Origin of the sequence: Amycolatopsis sp. NPDC051045 (genome assembly GCF_040682955.1) — a bacterium.
In the GTDB taxonomy this organism is placed as follows: Bacteria; Actinomycetota; Actinomycetes; order Mycobacteriales; family Pseudonocardiaceae; genus Amycolatopsis.
On record NZ_JBFBCC010000016.1, the window covers coordinates 41,659 to 63,650 of the forward strand.

19 protein-coding genes are annotated in these 21,992 nt (G+C 71.7%); 16 read left to right on the top strand and 3 right to left on the bottom strand.

Features of this window, described 5'->3' with window-relative positions; translation table 11 throughout:
- The first annotated feature begins 11 nt into the window (after positions 1-11).
- The 4 genes from AB0M80_RS31675 to groL are packed head-to-tail and all read left to right on the top strand — an operon-like array spanning position 12 to position 4,469.
- Complete coding sequence (locus AB0M80_RS31675) at positions 12-1,049, top strand: amidohydrolase family protein (protein ID WP_364572274.1); 1,038 nt, start codon at positions 12-14, stop codon at positions 1,047-1,049.
- Positions 1,046-1,744, top strand: coding sequence for an iron-sulfur cluster assembly protein (locus tag AB0M80_RS31680; protein WP_364572276.1), 699 nt, complete (start codon positions 1,046-1,048; stop codon positions 1,742-1,744). Before AB0M80_RS31675 ends, AB0M80_RS31680 begins: the two co-directional genes overlap by 4 nt.
- On the top strand, positions 1,741-2,766 hold the full coding sequence (locus AB0M80_RS31685) for an NAD(P)-dependent alcohol dehydrogenase (RefSeq protein ID WP_364572278.1): 1,026 nt from the start codon (positions 1,741-1,743) through the stop codon (positions 2,764-2,766). The genes AB0M80_RS31680 and AB0M80_RS31685 overlap by 4 nt, the downstream gene beginning before the upstream one ends.
- 11 nt (positions 2,767-2,777) lie before the next feature.
- A complete protein-coding gene (gene groL, locus AB0M80_RS31690) occupies positions 2,778-4,469 on the top strand; it encodes a chaperonin GroEL (protein ID WP_364572279.1) in 1,692 nt (563 codons plus the stop codon).
- 70 nt (positions 4,470-4,539) lie between these two features.
- Here groL and AB0M80_RS31695 read toward each other — a convergent pair whose 3' ends face one another.
- Positions 4,540-5,139 (bottom strand): hypothetical protein, encoded by a 600-nt coding sequence (locus AB0M80_RS31695; RefSeq protein ID WP_364572281.1) that lies wholly within the window; start codon positions 5,137-5,139, stop codon positions 4,540-4,542.
- A 137-nt stretch (positions 5,140-5,276) separates the two neighbouring features.
- On the opposite strand from AB0M80_RS31695, the gene AB0M80_RS31700 reads away from it, so the two are divergent.
- Together AB0M80_RS31700 and AB0M80_RS31705 are read left to right on the top strand one after the other, a co-directional pair.
- A complete protein-coding gene (locus tag AB0M80_RS31700; protein WP_364572282.1) occupies positions 5,277-5,924 on the top strand; it encodes a GNAT family N-acetyltransferase in 648 nt (215 codons plus the stop codon).
- Positions 5,866-6,387, top strand: a complete 522-nt coding sequence (locus tag AB0M80_RS31705; protein ID WP_364572284.1) for a TetR family transcriptional regulator C-terminal domain-containing protein — start codon at positions 5,866-5,868, stop codon at positions 6,385-6,387. The genes AB0M80_RS31700 and AB0M80_RS31705 overlap by 59 nt, the downstream gene beginning before the upstream one ends.
- Here the strand turns inward: AB0M80_RS31705 and AB0M80_RS31710 are convergent.
- Positions 6,384-7,514 (bottom strand): epoxide hydrolase family protein, encoded by a 1,131-nt coding sequence (locus AB0M80_RS31710; protein WP_364572286.1) that lies wholly within the window; start codon positions 7,512-7,514, stop codon positions 6,384-6,386. The two genes, AB0M80_RS31705 and AB0M80_RS31710, sit on opposite strands and share 4 nt — an antisense overlap.
- A gap of 62 nt (positions 7,515-7,576) precedes the next feature.
- Between AB0M80_RS31710 and AB0M80_RS31715 the strand changes: the two genes are divergently transcribed.
- The 10 genes from AB0M80_RS31715 (at position 7,577) to AB0M80_RS31760 (ending at position 20,648) form a co-directional block, all read left to right on the top strand.
- A complete protein-coding gene (locus AB0M80_RS31715) occupies positions 7,577-8,512 on the top strand; it encodes a WYL domain-containing protein (protein ID WP_364572287.1) in 936 nt (311 codons plus the stop codon).
- A gap of 98 nt (positions 8,513-8,610) precedes the next feature.
- A complete protein-coding gene (locus AB0M80_RS31720; protein ID WP_364572289.1) occupies positions 8,611-9,840 on the top strand; it encodes a DUF222 domain-containing protein in 1,230 nt (409 codons plus the stop codon).
- 685 nt (positions 9,841-10,525) lie between these two features.
- On the top strand, positions 10,526-11,368 hold the full coding sequence (locus AB0M80_RS31725; RefSeq protein ID WP_364572291.1) for an ESX secretion-associated protein EspG: 843 nt from the start codon (positions 10,526-10,528) through the stop codon (positions 11,366-11,368).
- 19 nt (positions 11,369-11,387) lie between these two features.
- Positions 11,388-11,858: a hypothetical protein gene (locus tag AB0M80_RS31730; RefSeq protein ID WP_364572293.1), complete on the top strand. Its 471-nt coding sequence runs from the start codon at positions 11,388-11,390 to the stop codon at positions 11,856-11,858.
- An 8-nt stretch (positions 11,859-11,866) separates the two neighbouring features.
- Positions 11,867-13,852, top strand: coding sequence for a hypothetical protein (locus AB0M80_RS31735; protein WP_364572295.1), 1,986 nt, complete (start codon positions 11,867-11,869; stop codon positions 13,850-13,852).
- 4 nt (positions 13,853-13,856) lie between these two features.
- Entirely contained in the window at positions 13,857-14,201 is a 345-nt protein-coding gene (locus AB0M80_RS31740; protein ID WP_364572297.1) for a type VII secretion target, read from the top strand.
- Complete coding sequence (locus tag AB0M80_RS31745) at positions 14,198-14,746, top strand: YbaB/EbfC family nucleoid-associated protein (protein ID WP_364572299.1); 549 nt, start codon at positions 14,198-14,200, stop codon at positions 14,744-14,746. The genes AB0M80_RS31740 and AB0M80_RS31745 overlap by 4 nt, the downstream gene beginning before the upstream one ends.
- Positions 14,740-19,566, top strand: coding sequence for an RHS repeat-associated core domain-containing protein (locus AB0M80_RS31750; RefSeq protein ID WP_364572300.1), 4,827 nt, complete (start codon positions 14,740-14,742; stop codon positions 19,564-19,566). Before AB0M80_RS31745 ends, AB0M80_RS31750 begins: the two co-directional genes overlap by 7 nt.
- Before the next feature lie 3 nt (positions 19,567-19,569).
- Positions 19,570-20,046 carry a hypothetical protein gene (locus tag AB0M80_RS31755; RefSeq protein WP_364572302.1) on the top strand — a complete coding sequence of 159 codons (477 nt, stop codon included), beginning with the start codon at positions 19,570-19,572 and terminating at the stop codon, positions 20,044-20,046.
- A 53-nt stretch (positions 20,047-20,099) separates the two neighbouring features.
- The gene (locus AB0M80_RS31760) at positions 20,100-20,648 is read left to right on the top strand and encodes a GNAT family N-acetyltransferase (protein WP_364572304.1); all 549 of its coding nucleotides are present in this window, start codon (positions 20,100-20,102) and stop codon (positions 20,646-20,648) included.
- Between the two features lie 16 nt (positions 20,649-20,664).
- On the opposite strand, the gene AB0M80_RS31765 is transcribed toward AB0M80_RS31760, so the two are convergent.
- Positions 20,665-21,900, bottom strand: a complete 1,236-nt coding sequence (locus AB0M80_RS31765) for an SGNH/GDSL hydrolase family protein (RefSeq protein WP_364572306.1) — start codon at positions 21,898-21,900, stop codon at positions 20,665-20,667.
- Positions 21,901-21,992: the final 92 nt, after the last annotated feature.

A 21,992-nucleotide genomic window follows, 5' to 3' on the forward strand; every position in this document is an offset into this window, starting at 1 on the left:
GAGGATCAACGATGTACGAGAAAGACGGCGAAAAATACTTCGTGGTGGACGCCCACACCCACTTCTGGGACGCGAGCCCGGAGAACTGGATCGAAGGCCAGGAGGAATACGCCAAGGGCTGGATCGAGTGCTTCCACGCCTACCAGGGGCTCGGCCCGAAGGAGACGCACTGGCCGATCGACCGGTTCCAGAAGTACTCCGAGGAACTGATGATGCACGACCTGTTCGAGGCCGGGCACGTCGACACGGCCATCTTCCAGCCGACCAACCTGCGGCAGTGGTACAAGAACGGGTTCAACACGACCGAGGCCGACGCGGCGCTGGCCGAGAAGCACCCCGGCAAGTTCCTCGTCAACACGACCTTCGACCCGCGTGAGGGCGACGAGGGCCTGAGGGCGTTCGAGGACCGTGTCAAACGCTACGGCTGCAAGGGCGTCAAGCTCTACACGGCCGAGTGGCGCGGGGACTCCCGGGGCTGGAGCCTCAAGGACCCGGAAGCCGCGCGCTATCTCGAGAAGTGTGAGGAACTCGGTGTCAAGAACGTCCACATCCACAAGGGCCCGACGATCTGGCCCCTGGACAAGGACGCCTTCGACGTGTCCGATGTGGACCAAGCGGCTACGAGCTTCCAGGGTCTCAACTTCATCGTCGAGCACGTCGGCCTGCCGCGCATCGAAGACTTCTGCTTCATGGCCACCCAGGAGCGGAACGTCTACGCCGGGCTCGCCGTCGTCGTCGGCGGCCTGATGCACGCCCGCCCGAAGTTCTTCGCCAAGGTGATGGGCGAGCTGATGTTCTGGCTCGGCGAAGACAAGCTGATCTTCGGCGCGGACTACGCCATCTGGGAACCGAAGTGGCAGGTCGAGGGCTTCGTCGACTGGAACATGCCGGGTGACGACGAGCTGTCGGACTTCGCGCCGCTGACGGTCGACCAGAAGAAGAAGATCCTCGGGCTGAACGCCGCCCGCCTCTACGGCATCGACGTGCCGGAGGAGCTGCGGCTCGCGGACCCGAAGAACGTCGAGCCCGTCGGCGTGCCGAACTCATGACCACGCTGGTGACCGGGGCCCGCGCCGCCGTGTGGGCGGCGCTGGGCACCGTCCGCGATCCCGAACTGGACGAACCCCTCACCGACCTCGGGTTCGTGGCGCGCTGCGAGGTGAGCGACGCGGGCCACGCCGTCGTCCGGCTGCGGCTGCCGACGTACTTCTGCGCGCCCAACTTCGCGTTCCTGATGGTCGCGGACGCCTACGACGCCGTCGCCGGGGTGCCGGGCCTGACCGGGCTCGACCTCAAGCTGGACGACCACTTCGCGGCCGATGTCATCAACCGCGGGGTGGCGGCGCGGCAGGGGTTCGTGGCGTCGTTCGAGGGCGAGGCCGTCGACGAGCTCGACACCCTGCGCCACGACTTCGTCCGCAAGGCGGTCCTGGCGGGCACCGACCGGGTCTGCCGGTCGGTCGCCGGGCTCGACCCGGCGTCGCTGACCCTCGGCGACGTTCCGCCGGGGCCGGACCTCGACCGCCTGCGGGCCCGCCGCCGCGAGCTCGGCCTGCCCGCCGAGGACGGCGACCCGCTGCTGCTCGACCCGGCGACGGGTGCGGCGGTACCGGCGGACGGCGCGAAGCGGCACCTCGCTTTCGCCCGGCTGACCCGCACGAGCATGGAGGCCAATTCCGGGGTGTGCCGCGGCATGCTGCGCGCGCGGTACGCCCTCACCGGTGAAGAGGAGGGCACGGGATGAAGGCCGTGCGGCTGCAGAAATACCACCAGCACCCGGTGCTCGAGGACGTCCCGGAGCCGCGCGCCACCGGTCCCTTCGACGTCGTGGTCAAGATCGGCGGGGCCGGCGTGTGCCGCACCGACCTGCACATCATCGAGGAGCAGTGGGCCGAGAAGTCCGGCGTCCAGCTGCCTTACACGATCGGGCACGAGAACGCCGGCTGGGTGCACGAGGTCGGCCCGGCGGTGACGAACGTCGAGGTCGGCGACACGGTGATCCTGCACCCGACGCCGACGTGCGGGCTGTGCCACGCCTGCCGCGCGGGCGACGACATGCACTGTCCGAACGGGAGCTTTCCGGGCATCGACTCCGACGGCGGCATGGCGGAGTACCTGCTGACGTCGGCGCGGGCGTGCATCAAGCTGGACTCGTCGACCCAGCCGTCCGACGTCGCCGCGCTGGCCGACGCGGGCATCACCGCCTACCACGCGGTGCGCAAGGCCGTCCCCCGGCTGTACCCGGGCACGACCTGCGTCGTCAACGGCGCCGGCGGGCTCGGGCACATCGGCATCCAGTCGCTGAAGGCCCTGACCGCCGCCCGCGTGATCGTCGTGGACCGCAACGCCGACGCCCTGGAGCTGGCGTCGACCCTGGGGGCCGACGAAACCGTGCTGGCCGAAGGCAAGCAGGTCGAAGCGGTGCTCGACCTGACCGGCGGCAACGGTGCCGAGGTCGTGCTCGACTTCGTCGCCGAACAGGGTGCCCAGCAGGACGCGTTCGCGATGACCCGGCGTGCCGGGTCGCACTTCGTGATCGGCTACGGGTCGAACATCGAGATCCCGACGATCGACATCATCTCCACCGAGCGCAACGTCATCGGCAACCTCGTGGGCACCTACAACGACCTGGCCGAGCTGATGGTGCTCGCCCAGGCCGGGAAGGTCACCCTCCACACGAAGAAGTACCCCCTGGACGCGGCGCTCGACGCCCTGGCCGACCTCGACGCCGGACGCGTGCGCGGCCGGGCCATCCTCACCCCCTAGGAGCACCGCACATGGCGAAGGAACTGCGGTTCGGCCCGGACGCCCGCGACCTGCTGCTGGCGGGCGTCGACAAGCTGGCCGAAGCGGTCAAGTCCACCCTCGGCCCCAAGGGCCGCAACGTGATCATCGAGAAGATCACCGGTTCGCCGGTGGTCACCAACGACGGCGTCACGATCGCCCGCGAGATCCACCTGAAGAACCAGTTCGAAAACATGGGCGCGCAGCTGGTCAAGGAAGCGGCGATCAAGACCAACGACGTCGTCGGCGACGGCACCACCACCGCCACCGTGCTCGCCCAGGCGATCGTCCACGAAGGCATGCGGGCGATCGCGGACGGCGGCAACCCGGTGCTGGTCAAGCGCGGCATCGACCACGCCGTCGGCCTGCTGGTGGCGCACCTGGAGAAGCAGGCGCACCCGGTGGTGTCCGAACAGGACTACGCCCGGGTGGCGGCGATCTCGGCCAACGACGACGACGCCGTCGGCGCGGTGATCGCCAAGGCCCTGCACACCGTCGGCGAGGGCGGGGTGGTGACGGTCGAGGAGTCGCCGTCCATCGGGATGGACGTCGAGTTCGTCGAAGGGTTCGAGTTCGACAACGGCTACCTCTCGCCGTACCTGGTCACCGACCCCGGCCGGCTGGAGGCGGTGCTCGACGACCCGTACATCCTCATGTGCGCGGAAAAGATCACCAAGGTCCAGCAGCTGATGCCGGTGCTGGACAAGGTGATGCGGGCCCCCCGGCCGCTGGTCGTGATCGGCGAGACGGTCGAAGGCACGGCGCTGTCCATGCTGGTGCACAACCACGTGAACGGCACCTTCCAGTCGGTGGCGGTCCGCGCGCCCGGGTTCGGCGACCGGCGGCTCCACAAGCTGGAGGACCTGGCCGCCATCGTCGGTGGCGCGGTGCTCTCGCGCCAGTCCGGGTTCACGATGGAGACGATGACGCCGGAGCACCTCGGCCGGGCCAAGCAGGTCCGGGTGACCGAGAACCGCACCACGATCGTCGGTGGCGCGGGCTCCGCGGAGGCCGTCGAGTTCCGGGTCGGGCAGTTGCGCGCGGAACTGGAACGCGCCCGGTTCGGCGTCGACGAGGACGTCCTGACCGAGCGGATCGGTGCCCTGACCGGCAAGGTCGCGGTCGTCCGCGTCGGCGCGGCCACGCCGGCCGAGCTCAAGGAGCTGCAGCACCGGGTCGAAGACGCCCTGTCGGCGACCCGGGCGGCGATGGCCGAGGGCATCGTGGCGGGCGGGGGAGCGGCACTCCTGCACGCCGAGAAGGCACTGGAAGGCCTGGGGCTGGCAGGAGACCAGGCGATCGGCGTCGAGATCGTGCGGCGTGCGTTGGCCGAACCGGCGTTCCTCATCGCGCACAACGCCGGGCACCCGGCCCACGAGATCGTCGCACGCACCCGCGAGCTCGGCGACGACGAGGGCTTCGACGCGCTCCACGACCGCTACGGCGACATGGTCTCGATGGGCGTCGTCGACCCGTTGCGGGTGTGCCGCTCGGCGGTGCAGAACGGCGCTTCGGTCGCGGGCCTGCTGCTCACGACGAACTCGCTGATCGCCGAGGAGCAGACCCCGTGGGGCGGCAGCCGGGCGCTGATGACCGAATTCGGCCCGCTGGACGAAGGCCTGCACCAGCCCTCGCCGGACGCCAGCACGCCGCAGTCCCTCGGGATGGGCCCCTCCGTCGGCTGAGCTCTCCGGCCCGCGGAGTGCGGAGGGTCTCCCCGTCGGTGTCCTGAGCCCCGGCGGGGAGACCTCCGGCTCAGGGAACGAGGCCGTGCCGGGCCAGTTCGTGCCCGGCCAGCTTCTCGATGACGTCCCGGTCGCGCTGCCGCCAGCCGGTCGCGACCTCGCCCGCGGAAGCCAGGCGGTGCAACGGCTGCGTCGCCAGGGCCCGCAGCGCCAGCAGGTCCAGCCCTTCGTCGCCGAGGGCTCGCAGCTGCGCGGCCGCCGTGGCCCGGCGCGTGAAGTGCCAGCGCAGCGGCAACCACGTGACCACGAGGGTCAGGACGGGCAGGGCGATGATGATCGCCGCCATCCACCACGCCAGGTTCTCCACCGCTTCGATCTGCCACCGCCCCGCGTCCGCGAACTTGGTCCCGACGGCCGAACCGCCGTGCAGGGCCTTCGCGAGCGCGTCGCCGATGAGCGGGATCCCGTCGGCGGAATCCGCCGCGGAGTCGAAGGTGCCGCGCAGGCCGGTGCCGGCGTCGACGAGCCCGTCCCCGGGCGCCCGCAGCTTCATCACTTCGTCGTAGACCGAGGTCGCCAGCCACACCGCGAGGACGACGAACAGCACGGCGAGGAGATCGCTGACGAGCTGGGCGGTGCGGCGGATCGGCCGTTCGGCGTAGAGCTGCATCGTCGGACGCCTTTCGCGGTGGGGGAGCGCGGCCACGGCAACGTACCCGCGTCCCTCCCGGCCGAATCCGGCGGTCCGGATCGATCTATGACAGCTGTCATAGTGTGGCGCCGGGCCCACTGTGCTCTCATGGGACTATGACCACCGTCATAGAGGTCCGCGACGCCGACCGCGAGTCCGTCGCCGTCCTGGTCGCGGCCTGCTCGCCCGATACCCTCCGGCGTCGCTTCATGATGGGCGGGGCCGCCGAACCGGCCGACGTCTTCCGGCGCTACCACCGGTATTTGCTGGCCGGGCCACCGGACGGCGTTGCGCTGCTGGCCTGCCGCGGCGGTGCGCCGGTGGGCCTGCTCAACTTCACCTCGGAGACGCCGGGGGAGGCGGAAGCGGGGATCCTCGTCGCCGACGCGTGGCAGCGGCAGGGGATCGGCAGCGCGTTGAGCCGGTGGCTGTGGGCGTCCGGCCGCTGGCCGGGCTGGACCGTCCGGGCCACCGTCCAGGCGGGGAACGCCGGCGCCGAGGCGCTGCTGCTGCGGCAGGGGTTCCGGCCGGTGCCGGCCTACGAGCGCGGCGAACGCGACTTCGCGCTGGTCGTGCCGGACTGGGCTACCATGACGGACGTCATGAAGGAGGCAGCCGATGACCAGGACGCCGCGCGAGCGGATGGTGCTCAGCGCCGCGCAGCTGGTGCGGATCCACGGTGTCGGGGCGACCGGCCTGCGGGACGTGGTCGCCCACGCCGAAGCGCCGCGGGGATCCCTGCAGCACTACTTCCCCGGCGGTAAGGACCAGCTGATCGCCGAAGCCGTCGCCTGGGCCGGCGATTACGCCGCCCGGCGCGTGGCGCGCGTCGCGGCCGAGATCGAGGACCCGACACCCGGGAAGCTCTTCGCGGCCATGGCCGGCCAGTGGCGCGCCGAGTTCACGACGTCGGGTTTCGACGGCGGCTGCCCCCTGGTCGCGACGGTGGCCGACACCGCCGCCACCAGCGACAGCCTGCGTGAAGCGGTCGGCAAGGCGTTCGAGGGGTGGCAGCGTCCGGTCGCCGCCACCCTCGAGCAGCTGGGGGTGCCCCCGGCCCGCAGCGCGTCCCTGGCCGTGCTGATGCTCAGCGCGCTCGAGGGCGCGATCGTCCTGGCGCGGGCGCACCGGGACGTCGCGCCGCTGGACACCGTGGTCGAGGAGCTGCGGCCGCTGCTCGACGGCGCCGTCGGCAAACGCCGCCGTCGAGCCTCCACTGTGGACTAAAGGTCGCGGAAGGACGCCCGGATGTCGTGGACCAGCACGTCGGGCGCCTGCAGCGACGCGAAGTGCCCGCCGGTGTCGTACTCCGACCAGCGCGTGACCGTGTTCGACAACTCCGCCAGGCCGCGGATCGCGTGGTCGCCGAGGAAGTTCACCACCGCGGTCGGGACGCCGGACGGCGCCGGCCGCTCCCCCCAGCCGTCCTGGCCCGCCTCCAGGTAGAGGCGCGCGGCCGAGCCGGCGGTGCCGGTGAGCCAGAAGATCGTCGCGTTCGTCAGGATCGCGTCCCGGCTCACCGGGGTCTGGCCGGTGGTCGTGGGGTCCCAGTCCACGAACCACTCGAGGTTCCACGCCAGCTGCCCGGCGGGGGAGTCGTTGAGCGCGTAGGCCAGCGTCTGCGGCCGGGTGGCCATCTGCGTCGCGTAACCGGAGTGCCCGTACCACCACACTTCGTTCTCCTGCGCCCGCTTGCGGTCCTCTTCGGACAACCGCTCGAGGTCGCCGGGCGCGGTCGGCACCCCGGCGTTGGCGACGGCGTTGACGTGCACGCCGAGCACCGCCTCCGGGGCGACCCGGCCGAGTTCGGGGGAGACGATGCTGCCGAAGTCGCCACCCTGGGCGCCGTAGCGCTCGTAGCCCAGCCGGCGCATCAGCTCGGCCCACGCCTCGGCGGTCCGGTGCGTGTTCCAGCCCCGCTCGGCGGTCGGGCCGGAGAAGGCGAAGCCGGGCACGGACGGCGCGACGACGTGGAACGCGTCCGCCGGGTCAGCGCTGTGAGCCCGCGGGTCGGTGAGCGGGCCGAGGACGTCGAGGAAGTCGGCGACCGTGCTCGGCCAGCCGTGGGTCATGATCAGCGGCGTGGCGCCGGGTTCGGGGGAGCGGACGTGCAGGAAGTGCACGCGCTGGCCGTCGATCGTGGTCGTGAACTGCGGGAACGCGTTGAGCCGGGCCTCCTGCGCCCGCCAGTCGAAGCCGTGCTGCCAGTAGTCGACGAGCTCGGCGAGGTAGGTCTGGCTGACCCCGTAGTCCCAGCCGGCGCCGGGCAGCTCGCCCGGCCAGCGGGTGCGGGCGAGCCGGTGGTGCAGCTCGTCGAGGTCGGCTTGGGGGACGTCGATGCGGAAGGAATCCATGCCGGGGAGCTTGGCGCGCGTGTAGGACAGGAGCGGTCCTATACGTGTGGCATGGTCGCATCATGTCCGAAACCTCCGGCCGGCTGCTCCGGTTGCTGTCGCTGCTGCAGATGCACCGCGACTGGTCCGGCACGGAGCTGGCCTCGCGCTTGGGCGTGACGACGCGGACGGTCCGCCGCGACATCGGGCGCCTGCGTGAGCTGGGCTACCCGGTGCACGCGGTGATGGGCCCGGTCGGCGGCTACCGCTTGGGCGCCGGCGCCGAGCTCCCCCCGTTGCTGCTCGACGACGACGAAGCGGTCGCGGTGGTGGTCGGCCTGCACGCCGGGGGCATCTCCGGGTTGGAGGAGGCGTCGCTGCGGGCGTTGACGAAGGTCGAGCAGGTGCTGCCGTCGCGGCTGCGCCACCGCGTCGCCGCATTGGAGTCGAGCATGCTGGCGCTACCGGTACGAGGCCCGATCGTTTCGGCAGAGGTCCTGACGGCGGTGTCATCGGCGATCCGCTTCGCCGAGACAGTGCGTTTCGACTACGTGAGCCACGACGGCAGCTCGTCCCGCCGCGCGGTCGAGCCACACCGGCTCGTTTCCTGGGGCCGGCGGTGGTACCTGGTCGGCTGGGACACCGGGCGCGCGGACTGGCGGACGTTCCGGATGGACCGGCTGACGTTGCGGACCCCGAACGGGCCGCGGTTCACCCACCGCGCGCCACCGGACGGTGACCTCACGGCGTACCTGACCCGGACGATGGGGCGCGAGATGTGGCCCTATCAGTGCCGGGTGAAGGTCCACGCGCCGGCTTCCTCGCTCAGCGGGCGCGTGGACGGCGTGGTCACCCCGATCGATGCGCGTACCTGCCTGGTCGAGCTGGCTTCGGATTCTTTCGACATCGTGGCTTTTGTGGTGGGGATGCTGGATGTTCCGTTCGAGGTGGAGTCTCCTCCGGAACTGGTGGAACGGCTGCGGGTGCTCTCGGCTCGTTATGCCGATGCTTCTCGGTGAGTGTAAACCCCTGGCTGCCAACAACTGTCGAAATAACTTGAAACAGTCACCCCCGATCGTGTGATGAACTTGTGTTCGATCGTCGGTAGGTTGGGGGTATGTCCGGTGACGTGGTGCAGGGAGCTGATGCGGTGGCTTTGGCCGACCGTGTCGGTTCGTTGCTGGCGGTGATGCGGTCGGCTGAGGCTGAGCTGGGTGCTGTGTTGGTGGAGATTGAGCGGCGGGGTGTGGTGGGGCTGTTCGGTTATCGGTCGGTTGCGCGGTTGTTGGAGCATCTTGGTGATGTTCCGCGGCAGGCTGCTGAGCGTTTAGTGAAACGTGCTCGGGCTCTCAACCCTGGTTGCAACCTTGATGGCAGTCCGGTTCCTGCGGTGGCTCCGGCTACGGGTGTCGCTGCGCGGTCTGGGCGGCTGAGTAACTCGATGATCGATGTGATTACCGGTGTTCTGTCTCAGGTTGCGCCTGAACATTGTGCTGGTGTTGAGCGGGATTTGTTGGCTTTTGCCGGTGAGGCGGGGCATAGGCAGGTCGCCGCCCTCGGTGCCCGGATCCTTGCTCACCTGGATCCTGATGGGCGGGAGCCCGACGCCACCGAACCGGCCGCCCCTTCCCGCGAGTTGTTCCTGCGCCGGAAGCGGACTGGGGTGTGGGAGTTGAACGGCAGGTTCGATGATGAGACCGGTACCCGCGCCAGCGCTCTGCTGGACGCTCTGGCTGAGCGTCGCACCGGTGATGAGGGGCCGGACTTCCGTTCTCCGCAGGAACGGTACGGTGACGCGTTCTCTGATGCGGTCGACCTTGCGCTGAATTCTCCGGATCTGCCGATGCAGGCCGGTGAGCGGGCGCACGTGATGGTCGCGGTGTCGTTGGAGGACCTGAAGTCCGGGGTCGGTCGGGCCACGCTGGGCGATACCGGGGCGATGTCTGCGGCGGAAGCTCGGGTGCAGGCGTGTGACAGCATGGTGATCCCGGCGGTGCTGGGCGAGAAGAGTGAACCGCTGAACCTGGGGCGTTTGCGTCGGTTGATCTCGGCGGGTCTGCGTCGGGCGTTGTTCCTGCGGGATCGTGGGTGCGCGTTCCCCGGCTGCCATCGCCCGCCACGGCATTGTCAGGGTCACCACATCCGTCACTGGGCTGACGGCGGCCCCACCGATCTGAACAACCTGGTGTTGATGTGTGCTCACCACCACCGGTTGTTGCACCGCTCCGGGTGGGAGGTTCGCATCGCCGTCGACGGTCTCCCGGAGTTCCTGCCACCGGTGTTTTTGGACAAACGCCGAAAACCCAGGCGTAACAACCTCCACGAACCGCTGCCGTTCGCGGCTTGAGGAGGGGGAAGGCCCGCAGCCACCCGGTTACGGGCCACACCCACGCGCGGCTCCTTGACTCAGATACCGACGACGGCAACTGGGGCGCGCAGTGAAGGGCGATCGCGTCAGAACGGACCACGACATCCGCTCAATGACCGACAGGAGACACCCTGACCTCGGCGGGCGCTGCATTTGGTGTGCGATCGCCGCCACCGCCACCGCCACCGCCACCGCCACCGCCACCGCCACCGCCACCGCCACCGCCACGCCACCGCCACGCCACCGCCACCGCCGCGACCGAAGGCCACTGCCGCAGTCACGACCGAAGTCTGCCACCACCATCGATGCCGCTGCTGCGATCGCCGCCGCCACCACTCCACCGAAGGCTGCGGCCACCATCCGTGCGACCGCCGCCACCACCACCCGCCACCATCCGTGCGACCGCCACCACCACCGCGGCGGAATCCGGCGCAACAGACCGTGCCCGACCGCCGTCTCCGCACTCCGGCCCGTTGCCGACCCGGTCCAGCGGCCACGCGTTCGGGCGATAGACCCCCGCCAGCCCGGCTTTGCCCGCTCAGTGCAGGGGATCGTGGTCTTTCGGGCATCCGGGTGGCGGTGCCGACGCCGCCTCTTCCGGCACTGCTAATCTTCGTCAAGGATCTTGCTTGAAGGTTTGACGAAAAGGACTCGGCGAGGGGAAATGGCGGAGCGGTTCGAGTTCGTCCTCGAGGTCGTCGAAGCGCTCGTCGTCGGCCGGGCGACCGGGGGCGGTGTCCGGCGGTACCCATTGCGGGCCGGGAACCTGCCCGCCGATCCCGTGCGGTTCGTGCGGGTTGCGCGGCAGGTCTACGACGCGCTCGAGGAACGGCGGCTTTCGGTCTCCGGTGAGCTGCACCCCGGCGTGCGGACGGCGTTCGAGCTGCTCGCCGGATCGCGCGTTTCGGTCGCCGTCAGCGGGATCGATGGTCTGGGGGCCGATGTTGCCGTTCTCGTCGTCACCGATGGGGCCCAGGCACTCGGCATCACGCAGGCTCCGGACACCGATGACCTGCTGTTCTCGCTGTTCGCGGACGAGGACCTCGTCGAGGTCGTCACCGGGGTGCTGCCTCCGGCGCCGGCCGCGACCACCGGCCGGCACGTCGTGCACCGGGCCGCCGAGCGGGAGGTCTCGGCGATGACCGCGAAGCGGATCGCCGAGGCCGAATTCGACGAAGAAGAGACCGATGCCTTCGGGATGATCGAGGTCAAGGCCGTCGTGCGGCCGGGACGGCGGCCTCCGGCGCCGAAGCCGTCGGATGTCGCCGTGCTCGAACGGGTGCTTGCCGAACCTCGGCTGGGTGGTGGGCACATCGCCGTCAGCGCGCAGGGGCGGCGGGGTGAACGGCTCGCCGGGGAACCGCTGAGCTGGCTCGACACCGCCGACGGCCGCTACCTGGTGCACACCAGGACCGGCGAGGCCGGTGAACTGACGGCGGAGTACGTGCCGGCCGGGCGGGCCGACCTCGCGCGCGCCATCCGCGACGCCATCGCGGCCGTCTACTGAGCGGGGAGGAACAGTCCTGATGACCGAAGAGACCGCGGGGGTAGTCCAGCAGGCTCTCCAGGCCACCAAGCAGATGGACTCGGCCGCGGCGCCCGAGGCGAAGGCGATGGCCGCGGTTCGCGTCGGCCTCGCCGGGGCCCAGCTGAAGCGGCTCGCCCAGAGCGGCGGCTTCGCGGTCGACGACACCACGGGCAACCAGCTGATCGAGGCGCTCGAGGGCGTGCTCGAGTCGCTCGAAGCGCGGTGGGCCACGCTGCAGCGGCTGCACGACGCGCCGGCGATGAGCCGGACCGCGACCGGTCAGTGGGTCTCGGCGCACATGGTCAGCACCGCCGCCGACGACCAGGGCCTGCTCACGCAGCTGCAGGCCGCGCGGCAGGAGTTCCCGACCTACATCGAGGCCATCAAGCTGGCGAAGAAGAACTACAAGTCCCGGGAAGACGACACGCGGGCCACGCTCGCGGCGATCCCGCCCGCCGACCACAGCTGAGGGAGACCGTGGCACCCACCGCCCAGTCCGTGTCGGACCCCTCGTCCCCGGACTACGACCCGCGCAACCCGCTCTACGACATCACCGCCGATTCGTCGTCGAAGTACTACGTCGGGCCGCTGACCACGGACAAGTCGCCCTCGGGCGACCAGATCCGGGAGATGGCCACCCGGCAGGTCGACGACGAGATCCGGCGCGGCTGGCTCGGCCCGGCCGTCGATCCGGTGCTGCGCGACCGCAAGATCCAGGACCTCTACGAGCAGCACCTCGCCGACGCCAAGCACGGCCTCGACGAGGGCCTGGCCATGCGCGAGACCGGTGGGCCGCCGCGCACGCTGTGGACCAACGCCAGCCACGAGCAGATGAACGAAGCCATCACGCAGGACGCCGACTCGGCGACCGTCGCGGAAACTTCGGAAGAGTGGGTGCGCGTCGGCAACGAGCTGGGCACGCACCAGAAGGCCGTCGCCGGCGCGATCAGCGCGAGCACCGGCAACTGGCAGGGTGGCGCCGGTGACGCCGTGCGCGAGCACCTCGCCGGGGTCGGCAAGTGGCTCGGCGCCACCGCGCAGGGCGCGACGCTCGCCGGGCGGCAACAGGAGATCCACTCCCAGGCGCTCAACGAGACCCAGCGGCAGATGGCCGCGAACCCGCCGGTCCAGTTCGACCTGCAGTCGACCAACCAGCGCCTGATGTCGATGACCGACCCGGTGCAGTACGCGGCGGCCGCGGGCGAAGCCATGCAGACCTACCGGGCGCAGCAGGCCGCGCGGGAGCACGCCGCGCAGATCATGACGCAGTACGACGAGACCATCGGCAGCGCGGTCGCCACCCCGCGGTTCCCGGCCCCGCCGAAGCTGCCGACCGCGACGGCGCGCCCGTTCGAGACGGCCGTGGCGGGTGGCGCCGGGGCGGGCGGCGCGCAGCAGCCGCTGATGGCCCGGACCGCGATGGACCAGGCCACGACCGCGCGGACCCCGGCCGACCTCAACGCCGCGGCCCTGGACGGCTCCGGCGCGGGAGGCAGTGGTGCAGGAGGCAGTGGTGCGGGAGGATCCGGCGCGGGGGGCAGTGGTGCAGGGGGCAGTGGCGCGGGCATCCCCGGGATTCCCGGCGGCGGCTCGGGCGCCGGCGGCTCCGGCTTTTCCGGCAGCGGCATTCCGGGGGGCGAGGGTTCCGGCTTCTCCGGCAGTGGCATCTCAGGCAGTGGCAGCGGCGTGGGTGGCAGCGGCGGTGCGGGCTTCACGCCGCCGAACTTCGACGTTCCCGACACGCCCACCGGCGGCAACTTCAGCGGGGCCGGCATCCCCGGCTCGTCGCTGCCGCACTTCGACGACTCGACGACCTCGTCCGGCTTCTCGCCGTCCGGCATCCCGAGCGGCGGGGGCACCGGCGGCAGCGGCTACACGCCGCCGAACATTCCCCTTCCGGACATCCCGAACAGCGGGGGCGGCGGCCGCGGTGGCAGCCCGATTCCCGGGTTCACCCCGCCCGGCATCGACCCGATCACCGGGCTGCCCACCGGCACCGGCGGGCTCAACAGCCCCGGCGGCGCCAAGATGCCGACCATCGGCCGCGGCGGCGGGATCAACGGCGAAAGCATCGCCAGCCGGCTCGGCGCCCTGGGCGGCGGCGGTGGTGGCGGCGGTTCCCTCGGCGGGATCGGCGGCGGCGGTGCCGGTGGTGCCGGTGCCGGGGGTGCCGGTGCCGGCGGCGCGGGCATGCGCGGCGCGGGCAACCTGAGCGGCGGCGCGGCCGCGGAAGCCGAAGCGGCGGCGGCGCGCAACGCGATGTCGGGCCGCGGGGCGGCCGGCGCGGCGGGGACGCCGGGCATGGGCGGCATGGGCGCCGGAGCACGCGGTGGCAAGAAGGAAGACGACAAGGAACACAAGGCGGCCGACTACCTCGAAAGCGACGACCCGAACTTCTTCGCCGGTGAGCAGGTGGTCGCGCCACCGGTGATCGGTGACTGGAAGAACCAGGATTGGAAGTGAGCGCATGACGGCCGCCGGCTTCGAGGTCGAACCCGACGACTTGGTCGCGCACGCGAGTCACGTCGAGAGCCTGGTCGACCGGCTCAACACGGCCGGCTCGGCGGCGGACACGGCGATGTCGGACCACGCCTACGGGCTGCTGTGCGCGTTCCTCCCGCCGATCATCCGCCCGACGGGGGAGCAGGCGAAGGACGCGCTGATGGCGTCGGTCGAAGGCGTGCGCGGGCTGGCGGACAACGTCAAGACGGCCGCGCAGTCCTATCGCGACGGTGAAGAGGGCAACGCGCAGCCGTTCGAGCGCCAGCTCGCGGCCTCGCCGCGCGCGGTGGAAGCGAGGACGAAGGCATGACGGGCCCGAACGGGCTGGGCGACCTGATCCGGGACCCGGACGAGACGATCCGCCGGATGGACGACTGGGCGGCCGGCTTCGCGGCCAAGGCCCAGCGGTACCAGGCGGCGCAGGAGCAGACCGAACGGCTGCGCCTGACCGCGACCAGCTCCGACGGCGCGGTCAGCGTCACCGTCGGCGCGGACGGCACCGTCACCGACCTGACGTTCTCGAACAAGGTCAAGTCGTTCCCGCTGGACGAGCTGTCGCGGCAGATCCTGACGACGATGCGCCGGGCGCAGTCGGGCATCGCCGACCGCGTCGCCGGGGTGATGGCCGAGCAGCTGGGCGACGAGGACCGCGAGACCCGCGGCGCGCTGCTCGACTCCCTGCGCGGCCGGTTCCCCGACCCGGACGAACCGGACGAGCAGCCGCCCGCCGCGCCCGGGCCGGTGCCGCCGTCCCCGGCGGGTGGCGCGGCGGTCCCGCCCACCCCCGCGGCCCCGCAGGCCACGCCGCCGCGGCGGCCTGCCCCCTCCGACGATGAGGACAACAATCCGTGGTGAACCCGCTGGTCGCGGAAACCAAGGATTCCACGACGGCGTATTCGGGTATTTCGCTGCTGGAGTCGGCGAACGATCTGAAGTCGGCCATCGAGAGTGGTGACTGGGCGTCGGTGGCGCTCGGTTCGGTGGGGACGGCGCTGGACGCGTTGTCGATGGCGATGGATCCGTTCGGGGCGATCCTGGCCGCCGGGGTGGGGTGGCTGATCGAGCACGTGGGGCCGTTGAAGGAGGCTCTCAACGGGCTCACCGGCAACGCCGACGAGATCGCGGCGCAGTCGGAGACGTGGAAGAACATCGCCACCGAGCTCGGTAGCATCGGCGAGGACCTGACCGGCATGGTCAAGGCGGATACCGCGTCCTGGACCGGCAACGCCGCCGACACCTACCGGCAGCGGGCGCAGGACACCGTGACGCTGCTCGAGACGGCGCAGAAGGGCTGTGAGGGCGCTTCCAGTGGCGTGAAGACCGCGGGTGAGGTCGTCGCGGCGGTGCGGGCGTTGGTGCGGGACATCATCGCGGAGCTGATCGGGCACCTGATCAGCTGGGCGTTGCAGGTGGTGTTCACCCTGGGGATCGGGATGACCTGGGTCGTCCCGCAGGTGATCAACGCGGTCGCGAAGACGGCGTCGAAGATCGCGGATCTGGTGAAGCGGCTGGTCACCGCGCTCAAGGCGCTGGTGCCGTTGCTGAAGCGGGCGGGTGATCTGTTTTCGGACGCGGCGAAGGCGCTGCGGAAGATCAAGCCGGGCAAGTCCGCGCCGCCGCCGAAGCACGCCGACATCAACGGCAATCCCAAGGACATCGGCGGCCCCAAGGGCAACGGTTCGCCGGACGGGAACACCTCGCCCTCCGGCGCGAAGGGCGACGGCACCACGACGTCCGGCGCGAAGGGCGGCGACAACCCGCCGAAGGCCGATCCGCCCCCGGCGTCGAAGGGGCCCGACGACCCCCCGAAGAGCCCGGACCCGGCCCCCGGCGGGGGCTCGACCACCCCTTCGGGCGCGGGCAAGGGCGACGGCGGCAAGGGCTCGTCGAACAAACCGGACAACCCGCGCGACCGAGGCGTCGGCCCGGACGACCGCGTCTGCAAGTCCGACCCGGTGGACGTCGCGAACGGCGACGTCGTGCTGGAGCAGCGCGACCTCGAACTGCCGGACCCCCTCCCGCTCGTGCTCGACCGCACGCACATCTCGTCCTACCGGGCCGGGCTGTGGTTCGGTCCCACGTGGACGTCCACTGTGGACCAACGGCTCGAGCTCGACGACGAGCACGTCTGCTACTTCTCCGCCGACGGCCTCGTGCTGGTGTACCCGCACGCCGGACCCGGCGTCCCGGTGCTGCCGCTGGAAGGACCGCGCCGGCCGCTGACCCGCACGGCGACCGGCTACACGCTGCACGACCCCCTGGCCCGGCGCACGCTCACCTTCGCGCCGCTGCCCGGCCGCGGCGACGCGCTGCAGCCGCTGCACCGGGTCGAAGACGTCGGCGGCGCCGTCATTTCCGTGGCCTACACGCCTTCCGGCGAGCCGTCGCGCCTGACGCACTCGGCCGGCTACGAGGTGGCGCTGACCACCTCCGGTGGCCGCGTGGTCGCGGTGGACGTCGTCGACGGCGACACCGGCTACCGCGTCCGCACCACCCGCTACGACTACGACCCGCGCGGGCGCCTGGTCGGGGTGTCCGACTCGTCGGAGACCCCGGTCCGGTTCGAGTACGACGACGCCGGCCGGATCACCGGCTGGCACGACCGCAACGGCGCCTGGTACCGCTACGTCTACGACGCCGGCGGGCGGTGCGTGGTGACCGTCGGGGACGGCGGTTTCCTCGACGGCCGGTTCGCCTACGACCCGGCGCAGCGCGTCACGAGGTTCACCGACTCCCTCGGCCACACCAGCGAATACCGGTTCAACGAACTGGGCCAGCTCGTCCGCGAGACCGATCCGCTCGGCGCGGTCACCGCGTACACCTGGGACCGCTACGACCGGATGCGGAGCCGGACCGACCCGCTCGGCCACACGACGCGGTTCGAGCACGGCGAAGCCGGCGAGCTGCAGGCGGTCGTCCGGCCGGACGGCAGCCGCGTCGCCGTCACCCGGCACCTCGACGGCGCCCTCGACATCGCGGTCGAGGCCGGTGGCCGCGTCTGGCGGCGCCACTACCCGGCCGGCGGCGCGCCCGACCCGTACACCACGCTTCCCGGCATCGCCGACGGTTCCGCCGAAGGGGCACCCGGCGGCGAGGAACCCGCCGAGCCCGGCACCGCGGCGGCGGCCGCCGCCCGGGTGCGTGAACGCGGATCCGGCACCGATCTGTTCGGTCGCCCGAAGTCCGTCACCGACGCCGCGGGCGCGCGGTCCGCGCTGCGCTGGAGCGTCGAAGGCAAGCTACTGGCCCGGACCACGCCGTCCGGCGCGCAGGAGGCGTGGCGCTACGACCGGCAGGGCAACGAGCTCGGCCACACCGGCCTGCTCGGCCAGGCCGAAGCCCGCGAGTACGGCTCGTTCGACCTGCTGACCGCGGTGACCGACCCGACCGGCGCGCGGACGGCCTACACCTACGACACCGAGCTCCGCCTGGTCGCGGTGACCAACCCGGCCGGGCTGACCTGGCACTACACCTACGACCCGGCCGGGCGCCTCGCCGCCGAGTCCGACTTCGACGGCCGGGTGACCCGGTACACCCACGACGCCGCGGGGCGGCTGGTGCGCTCGGAGTCCGGCGGCCTGGTCGTGGAGTACGGCTACGACGTGCTCGGCAACGTCGTCTCCCGCCGCGCGGCCGACGAGCTCACGACGTTCACCCACGACCCGGTCGGCCGGCTCGCCGGCGCGGCGAACGCCGAGTCCCGGGTGGACATCGAGCGCGACGACCAGGGCCGCGTCCTGGCGCACACCGTCGACGGCCGGACCATCTCGTTCGGCTACGACGACGAGAACCACCTCGTGCACCGCCGCACCCCGGCCGGGGTGGCCAGTGTGTGGCGCTTCGACCCGGACGGCGTCCCGGTGGCACTGGAGACCGCGGGTCAGTCGATCCGCCTCGGGCACGACGGCGGCGCCGAGACCCGGCGCGTCTTCGGCGACGTCGTGCTCGAACAGGCGTACGCGGGTGACCGCCTCACCGGCCAGACCGTCACGGTCGCCGGGCGGCGGGTGCACTCCCGCGGGTACGACTACCGGCCCGACGGCGAGCTCGCCGGGATCGACGACGACGCGACCGGCCCGGTGCGCTACCAGCTCGACCCGGCCGGCCGGGTCACCGCGGTCACCGGCCCGAACCGCGCCGAGCAGTACCGCTACGACGGCGCCGGCAACGTCACCGGCACGGCCCGCGAGCGCCGGTTCTACACGGGCACGCGGCTGACGACGTCGGAGACCGCCGCCTACGAGTACGACGCCCACGGCAGGCTCGTGGCCCGGCGCGACGTCTCGGGCGCTGGGTGGCAGTACACGTGGAGCGCGCTCGGCAGGCTCACCGGCGTCGTCACGCCGGACGGCAGCCACTGGCGCTACCGGTACGACCCGCTCGGCCGCCGCACCGCGAAGCAGCGGATCGTCGCGGGCGGCCCGGGCGGGGCCCCGGTGGTGGCCGAGCAGGTGCTGTTCACCTGGGACGGCACCACCCTCGTCGAGGAACAGGCCGGCCCGCGGGTCACCACCTGGGAGTACCACCCGGACGACGGCAAGCCGCTGGCCCAGCTGGCGGCCGGACGGCTGGCCACGGTCGTCACCGACCAGGTGGGCGCGCCGATCGAACTGGTCGATGCGGCGGGGGCGCTGCTGTGGCGCGGGCAGGCGGACCTGTGGGGGGCGCCGGTCACGCCGGACGGCCCCAGTGGCACGCCGCTGCGGTTCCCCGGCCAGTACCGCGACGCCGAGACGGGGCTGCACTACAACGTCTACCGCTACTACGACCCGGCGACCGCGCGTTACCTCAGCCCGGACCCGCTGGGTCTCGAACCGGCGCCGAACCCGGTCGCGTACGTGGCGAACCCGCTCGTCGCGGCCGACCCGCTGGGGCTCGCGCCGACGGTGTCCCCGTGCGGGAAGGTCAGCGACGACCGGGCCCCGAAGCGCAAGCGCTCGGAGGACGACTCGACGAACGCGTCCGGCTCCGGCTCCAACAAGAAACCGAACACGGGCAAGGACTACAAGCCGGGCGACATCGTCAACGACGACCTCAAGCACCCGGCGGTCGACAAGTACAAGGACTTCCCGAAGGGGGAGGGGCGCGGGTACAAGGACGACGGCGGCAAGACCAAGACCAAGCGGTCGGAGGACGTCGGCGAGGCCGGTGCGCACGACTACCTGAAGAAGGTCACCGGCCGGGACGACCTGGAGATGATCACGCCGTCGAAGACCGACCCGCTGCCGGCGGGCAAGTACGGCACCAAACCGGGCGAGCCGTGGCCGAACGCGGTCGCCTTCAACGGCAACAACGTCGCCGACGTCAGCTACTGGGACGGCAAGACCCTGCACGTCGTCGAGGCGAAGGGCAACGGGTCGACGCTGACCGGCGGCCTGATGCACGGCCGCGTGCAGAAGTTCGACCCGGACACCGGTGCCCCGGTGCCGCCCGTGAACCGGCCCAACGAGGTCCGGCTCGACCAGGGCGACAAGGACTACCTCAAGGACGTGGCCGCGAACATGTGGAACAGCAAGCCGGAGAACCGGACCTTCGACGGCCGCGGCGAGGTCGGGGAGTCGATGTGGAAGGCACTCCACAACGGGACTCCGCCGGTGAAGTACGTTCCGGTCAACACGACGATCGGGCCGGACGGCAAGGCGGTCGTCAAGGTGACGCCGGGGTACGGGGAGTAGGACATGAGCTACGCGCTGGTCTTCCGCGCGATGTCGGCCGGGGAGTTCCGGGCGCGGGTGGCCGCCGACCCGGTGGTGGCGGCCTTCCGCGACGCGGGCGGCGGTGAACCGACGCCGGAGGTGGCGGACGCGGTCGCGCGTACGGCGCTGGCGATGGGCGAGGAGGCCGGGCGCACCGGACACGCGTCCTCGGGCGGTGACTGGTTCCGCGAGGAGCTGTTCGACGGCGTGCTCGCCGATCTGCTGGGTGCCGACGTGGCCGACCACCTGCTCTCGCGCCCCCTCGAAGGCATCGTCTGGAACGACTACCCGATGGTCGGTTTCGTGCTCGCCGACGAGCTCGCCGAAGCGCTCGCGAAGGCGGGGGACGGCCGTCCCGACGACCTGGACGAAGACGACGCCGAGGTGGTCGACGCCGTGCTCGCCGCCCTGCGGGCGGTGGCCGATGCGGGGCAGGACGTCGTCACCGTGTACGCCTGAGGCGGCCCTTTCGGGGACTCGACAGCGGACGCCCCGGCGGTGACACTGGGCCGATGACCGGCCTGATCACCGGAAGCCGTGTCCGGCTGCGGCCTGCCGCCGCCCCGGACGCCGCCCGGTTCGAGGAAATCCTGTCGCACCCCGAAGTCGCCCGCTGGTGGGCCGACGCCGAGGAGCCGGTGGCCGCCCAGGTGTCCTACCTGCTGGACCCCGACGAAGGCACCACGACCTACGCCATCGAGCACGACGGCGTCGTCGTCGGGATCGAGCTCGCCTTCGAGGAGGCCGATCCCCAGTACCGCCACGCGGGCATCGACATCGCGGTGCACCCGGACTTCCAGGGCCGCGGCCTCGGTTCGGACGCCATCCGGGCGCTGGCCGAACACCTGTTCACGGTGCGCGGGCACCACCGGCTGGTGATCGACCCCGCGGCCGGCAACGAGACCGCGATCCGGCTGTACGAGTCGCTCGGCTTCCGGCCGGTCGGCACGATGCTCTCCTACGAGCGTGGCCCGGACGGCAGCTGGCACGACGGCCTGCTGATGGATCTGCTGGTGGACGACCTGGTCCCGGCGGCCGAGGGCGTGCTCAGCGGTTCCTGACCCGGCGGTTCCCCGCTCAGAGGCGGTCGAGGCGGATCGCCTGCGCCATGCGCTCGTAGCCCGCGTCGCCCGGGTGGAGGTGGTCGCCGGAGTCGTAGGCCGGCAGCATCCGGAGCGGGTCGGCCGGGTCGCGGACCGCCGCGTCGAAGTCGATCACCCCGTCGAACACCCCGCTCGTGCGGAGGAAATCGTTCACCGCCTGCCGGGTGGCTTCGAGGGTTTCGTCGTAGACCCGCCAGCCCTTGAACGGCGTGAGCGTGCCACCGAGGACCCGGATGCCGCGCGCGTGCGCCTGCGCCACCAGCTGGCGGTACGCCGACGTGATCGCGGCCGGGTCGGTCTGGTGCGGGGTCTGCTGGATGTCGTTGATGCCCTCCAGCACGATCAGCGTCCGCACGCCGCCGACGCTCAGCACGTCCCGGTCGAAGCGGGAGAGGGCGTTCTGGCCCGCGCCGGACCCGGGCACGTCGAGCAGCAGCCGGTTGGCGCTGATCCCGGCGTTGAGCACGCCGAAGCGGCCGTGCAGCCGGTCCGCCAGGTAGTCCGGCCAGCGGTGGTTGGCCCCGGTGGCCGAGCCGACGCCGTCGGTGATCGAATCACCCAGCGTCACGATCGAGGCTTCGGCGCCGCCCTGGACGTCGACGCCGGAGACGTAGTGCCACACGGACGTCTGCTCGGTGTACGGGGCGCCGGATTCACTGGCGGCGAAGTCGCCGTCCCGCGTGAAGTACGACGTCTGCGCCGCGGCCGGGTGGAACGTCACCGGCCCGGACTTCGCCGGCACGTAGGTCGTCACGAGCAGGTTGGTGTCGGCGGGCACCCGCAGGTTCACCGGATCGCTCAGCGCTTCGGCGCCCGCCGGCACGACGACGGACGGCGAGCCCCCGAAGGTCAGCGAGCGCAGGGTGCCCGGGACGGCGTCCGGCCCGGTGCCCTGGACCGCGACGGTGACGTGCCCGAAGGTCAGGGGAGCGGCCCCGAAGGCGTTGGACAGGTGGACCCGGGCGCGGCCACCCCCGGCGCTGGTGTGCACGACGTTGCGGATCGAGTAGTTCGGGTAGCCGTCCGGGGTGTTCGGCACCGCGGCCGCGGGCGCCGCGGCCCAGGTGCCGGTCCAGCCGCCGACGGCGTGCTGCGCGAGAACTGGGAGAGCGCTTTCCGGATTCGCGCTTTCCGAAGTGGCGCTGCCGGACGTGGTGAGGAGGCCGAATCCCGCCAGGACGGCCGCGCTCACGGCCACGAAACGTCGCATACCCCCACCGTTGCGTGTGGCCCGCGGGTTCAGCGACCGCTGATCAGGTGAGGCGCCGGACAAGATCCGGGACAGTGCGAGATTGAGGACAG

Excerpts from the sequence above, each read along its gene's own strand:
- AB0M80_RS31675 (WP_364572274.1), top strand. The coding sequence starts at position 12 with ATGTACGAGAAAGACGGCGAAAAATACTTCGTGGTGGACGCCCACACC.
- AB0M80_RS31680 (WP_364572276.1), top strand. The coding sequence starts at position 1,046 with ATGACCACGCTGGTGACCGGGGCCCGCGCCGCCGTGTGGGCGGCGCTG.
- AB0M80_RS31685 (WP_364572278.1), top strand. The coding sequence starts at position 1,741 with ATGAAGGCCGTGCGGCTGCAGAAATACCACCAGCACCCGGTGCTCGAG.
- groL (WP_364572279.1), top strand. The coding sequence starts at position 2,778 with ATGGCGAAGGAACTGCGGTTCGGCCCGGACGCCCGCGACCTGCTGCTG.
- AB0M80_RS31695 (WP_364572281.1), bottom strand. The coding sequence starts at position 5,139 with ATGCAGCTCTACGCCGAACGGCCGATCCGCCGCACCGCCCAGCTCGTC.
- AB0M80_RS31700 (WP_364572282.1), top strand. The coding sequence starts at position 5,277 with ATGACCACCGTCATAGAGGTCCGCGACGCCGACCGCGAGTCCGTCGCC.
- AB0M80_RS31710 (WP_364572286.1), bottom strand. The coding sequence starts at position 7,514 with ATGGATTCCTTCCGCATCGACGTCCCCCAAGCCGACCTCGACGAGCTG.
- AB0M80_RS31715 (WP_364572287.1), top strand. The coding sequence starts at position 7,577 with ATGTCCGAAACCTCCGGCCGGCTGCTCCGGTTGCTGTCGCTGCTGCAG.
- AB0M80_RS31720 (WP_364572289.1), top strand. The coding sequence starts at position 8,611 with ATGTCCGGTGACGTGGTGCAGGGAGCTGATGCGGTGGCTTTGGCCGAC.
- AB0M80_RS31725 (WP_364572291.1), top strand. The coding sequence starts at position 10,526 with ATGGCGGAGCGGTTCGAGTTCGTCCTCGAGGTCGTCGAAGCGCTCGTC.
- AB0M80_RS31730 (WP_364572293.1), top strand. The coding sequence starts at position 11,388 with ATGACCGAAGAGACCGCGGGGGTAGTCCAGCAGGCTCTCCAGGCCACC.
- AB0M80_RS31740 (WP_364572297.1), top strand. The coding sequence starts at position 13,857 with ATGACGGCCGCCGGCTTCGAGGTCGAACCCGACGACTTGGTCGCGCAC.
- AB0M80_RS31745 (WP_364572299.1), top strand. The coding sequence starts at position 14,198 with ATGACGGGCCCGAACGGGCTGGGCGACCTGATCCGGGACCCGGACGAG.
- AB0M80_RS31755 (WP_364572302.1), top strand. The coding sequence starts at position 19,570 with ATGAGCTACGCGCTGGTCTTCCGCGCGATGTCGGCCGGGGAGTTCCGG.
- AB0M80_RS31760 (WP_364572304.1), top strand. The coding sequence starts at position 20,100 with ATGACCGGCCTGATCACCGGAAGCCGTGTCCGGCTGCGGCCTGCCGCC.
- AB0M80_RS31765 (WP_364572306.1), bottom strand. The coding sequence starts at position 21,900 with ATGCGACGTTTCGTGGCCGTGAGCGCGGCCGTCCTGGCGGGATTCGGC.